This is a genomic window from Endozoicomonas arenosclerae (assembly GCF_001562015.1).
Taxonomy (GTDB): domain Bacteria; phylum Pseudomonadota; class Gammaproteobacteria; order Pseudomonadales; family Endozoicomonadaceae; genus Endozoicomonas_A; species Endozoicomonas_A arenosclerae.
In genome coordinates this window covers 1-2,846 of record NZ_LASA01000228.1, presented here as the reverse complement: position 1 = coordinate 2,846, position 2,846 = coordinate 1, and the positions used below count along the sequence as shown (strand labels likewise).

At 48.1% G+C, this 2,846-nt stretch carries 3 protein-coding genes and 2 pseudogenes; 1 reads left to right on the top strand and 4 read right to left on the bottom strand.

The features are described from left to right. A pseudogene (locus tag WG89_RS27990) lies at window positions 1-197 on the bottom strand (IS5/IS1182 family transposase); the annotation flags it as partial. A gap of 124 nt (window positions 198-321) precedes the next feature. Continuing rightward, window positions 322-1,200: a hypothetical protein gene (locus WG89_RS27985; RefSeq protein WP_062271005.1), complete on the bottom strand. Its 879-nt coding sequence runs from the start codon at window positions 1,198-1,200 to the stop codon at window positions 322-324. A 173-nt stretch (window positions 1,201-1,373) separates the two neighbouring features. Here WG89_RS27985 and WG89_RS27980 point away from each other — a divergent pair, with 173 nt between their 5' ends. Continuing rightward, window positions 1,374-2,042 (top strand): nitroreductase family protein, encoded by a 669-nt coding sequence (locus tag WG89_RS27980; protein ID WP_062271003.1) that lies wholly within the window; start codon window positions 1,374-1,376, stop codon window positions 2,040-2,042. A 69-nt stretch (window positions 2,043-2,111) separates the two neighbouring features. Here WG89_RS27980 and WG89_RS27975 read toward each other — a convergent pair. Both WG89_RS27975 and WG89_RS31820 read right to left on the bottom strand, forming a co-directional pair. Beyond that, window positions 2,112-2,564 (bottom strand): annotated as a pseudogene (locus tag WG89_RS27975) (DapH/DapD/GlmU-related protein); the annotation flags it as partial. Between the two features lie 99 nt (window positions 2,565-2,663). Further along, the coding region (locus tag WG89_RS31820; RefSeq protein WP_216638579.1) for a hypothetical protein at window positions 2,664-2,846 on the bottom strand (183 nt) is incomplete at its 5' end.

The following is a 2,846-nucleotide window of genomic DNA, read 5'->3' as shown; positions in this document are numbered from 1 at the left end:
AGTGAAACCATCATGGCAGGATGCCAGCCTTTTGATCCTGTGCCTCGATAAGAATTGATCAGTGGAGACAGGTCGAGCTGGTCAACAACATCCACCACAAAGCGAGCCATATGACCTTCTGGAAGATAATCCTGGATGCTGGCAGGGAAAAGGTCGGGAGTGTTTCGGTCGACCGGTTTGAACTTCCACTTATTCATAGTGCTTTGAGTGTTACTGGTACTGGAATCAGGATTTTACCTGTTTTGCTGGTTAAGTCCGACAGGCTCCTAGGCACTGACTTGTTGATTAAGCCGGCCTCTCACCGGCTTAATCGAACTCATTTCAAGCAGGCTGAGCTTCCATTTCTAACTTTGTCCGCTCTTCCTGATACCAGTCCGTTAACGAATCATCCTGCCATTGAGAAGCCAGCTGATCGGCCTGACTCAATGCCTGTTCAGCTTCTCCAGAACGGCCAGACTTCAGAAACGCTCGAGCCAGTACCAATCGAAGAAATGCCTCATCCACGGGCTCATTGCCATTGGCTTCAATCACATGAATACCTTCCTGTGCAAACTCAACCGCCTGCCCGGCTTCGCCCAGTTCCAGATGAACCAGAGACAGCTGATAAAACGCCCTTTCCCTGTTAACCCAGTTACCACACTGTGACCAGTACATCAGAGAATGAAACGCTGAAGCTTTCATCAACTCTCTGACACTGTCAGTACGATCAGCAACAGACATCAACTCGTTGGCCAGCGTGTTACAGATAATGGCAATTTGTCGTAGGAAATCAGGCTGGGCCGAATCGGCAGGTATCACTGAAAACACTGATTGATAAAGCTCATTCGCCGATGGATACTGACCGGAAAAAACCAGGGCTCTGACCATCAGCAGCTTGACTTCAAAATAAGCCAGAAGGGAGTCACCGGACTTCATATAACTCAGTTCTTCAGACTGAGCCTGAAGCCCACGATCGGTCATAAAGTAGCTTACTGCGAGCACTGCATGACGATAAGCCTGATCATGATGGTTCATAGATTCCACAACTTCGTTCAGCTCATGCCATCGCCCCTGATGCTCACCCAAAGTGTGAATAGCCAGTTTCAAGAACGGGAGGGTATCGTCACAGGTTAACTCACCCGCCCACTCCTTGAGCTCTGCGGTCAGTCTCTCGGTTTCAGTGTCATGGTAGTTCCAGCCATCCAGGATCTTTTGATTCATATTTATTATTATTCCTTTATGAATTTTCCGGGCTAAGCACTGGTGCATTGCTTGAAGGCATTATAATAGTGTCGTAAGCCATTATCTTCCACTATCTGTCTCCCGGTTCTGACATTGTCATGGAGAGAAATTACGTTAAGATGACCCCATAATAAAAGCAAAGGCTGTTAATCATGAAAGAACCTGACTTCATACCTCTCGAAGGCTTTATTGATTACTCTGAATCGGAAATGCTGCAACGATCCGGTACTTTTCTTACAGATATTAGACGCCGTCGAACGGTTCGTGACTTCAGCCCACAAGCCATCCCTGATGAGGTGATTGAAAACTGTATTCTTTCTGCAGGCAGTGCGCCCAGCGGGGCCAATATGCAACCCTGGCATTTTGTTGCGGTTAAAAGTCCCGCTGTCAAAAAGCAGATTCGGGAAGGGGCAGAGATTGAAGAACGTGAATTTTACACCCGAAGGGCTTCCGAAGAGTGGCTGGATGCCTTATCTCACCTGGGTACCGATGAGCACAAACCCTTTCTGGAAACAGCTCCCTGGCTGATTGTCGTCTTTGCCCAGAAACACACGGTGGATCCCGATGGCGGCAAGCGTAAACATTATTACATGTCCGAATCCGTGGGCATCGCCTGCGGTATGCTGATCACGGCTTTGCACAATGCCGGGCTGGCAACCTTGACCCATACACCCAGCCCCATGAAATTTCTGAACGAAATACTGGATCGCCCAGTTCATGAAAAGCCTTACATGATTATTGTTGCTGGCAAACCGACTGAGGGGGTCAGCGTTCCCAATATCAGTAAAAAGAGTCTGGAAGAAATATCGACCATTCTTTGATGAGTAACCGGGAGCAATCCTGAATAGAAGCCAGCAGGCTTCTATCCATTGAATGTAAAGATAGAGCTATCAGTCATTGGAATGCAGTGACTGATTCAAACCACCCCAGATGGATGAATCCGTACTTAACACTTCTACAACACCGGTCTGGCTGTTCCTGCGGAATAGCAGGTTGGGTTTACCAGACAACTCTCTGGCAGATACAACGCTTCCGTTCGGTAATTTCACCTTGGTTCCTGCGGTTACATAAAGCCCTGCTTCGACAATACTGTCGTCCCCCAGAGAAATGCCAATACCTGCATTGGCTCCCAGCAAAGCATTTCGGCCAATCCGATTAATTTGCTTACCACCACCCGACAGGGTTCCCATAATGGATGAACCAGCTCCTACATCGGAATGCTCATCAACCGTCACTCCAGGCGTGATTCGACCTTCTACCATGGAGGGCCCAAGAGTACCGGCATTAAAGTTTACAAAGCCTTCATGCATGACAGTTGTCCCTGACGCAAGGTGGGCTCCTAGCAGCCTGTCGGACTTGAACCCATAAACGCAGTTCAAGTAATTTCAGACTCTGACTATTCCGGAGAGAACTTATAAAACCCTCTCCGGCGCATTACATTTTCAACTTGTCCTTATGATTTTTCTCACTCTTGGCCTCAGATCAGCCCAATAGTGCCACAGATAAGTCGCCAACAAGACCAGTTCCAACCACTGCTCTTCATTCACTTGTTTCAGGCTGAACATCCGCCTCAAGTTATACGCAAGACAAACCAGCGACCACTCTTTTGTCACATTGTCCAACCC

Coding starts and splice junctions, on each gene's coding strand:
- WG89_RS27985 (WP_062271005.1), bottom strand. CDS start 1,200: ATGAATCAAAAGATCCTGGATGGCTGGAACTACCATGACACTGAAACC.
- WG89_RS27980 (WP_062271003.1), top strand. CDS start 1,374: ATGAAAGAACCTGACTTCATACCTCTCGAAGGCTTTATTGATTACTCT.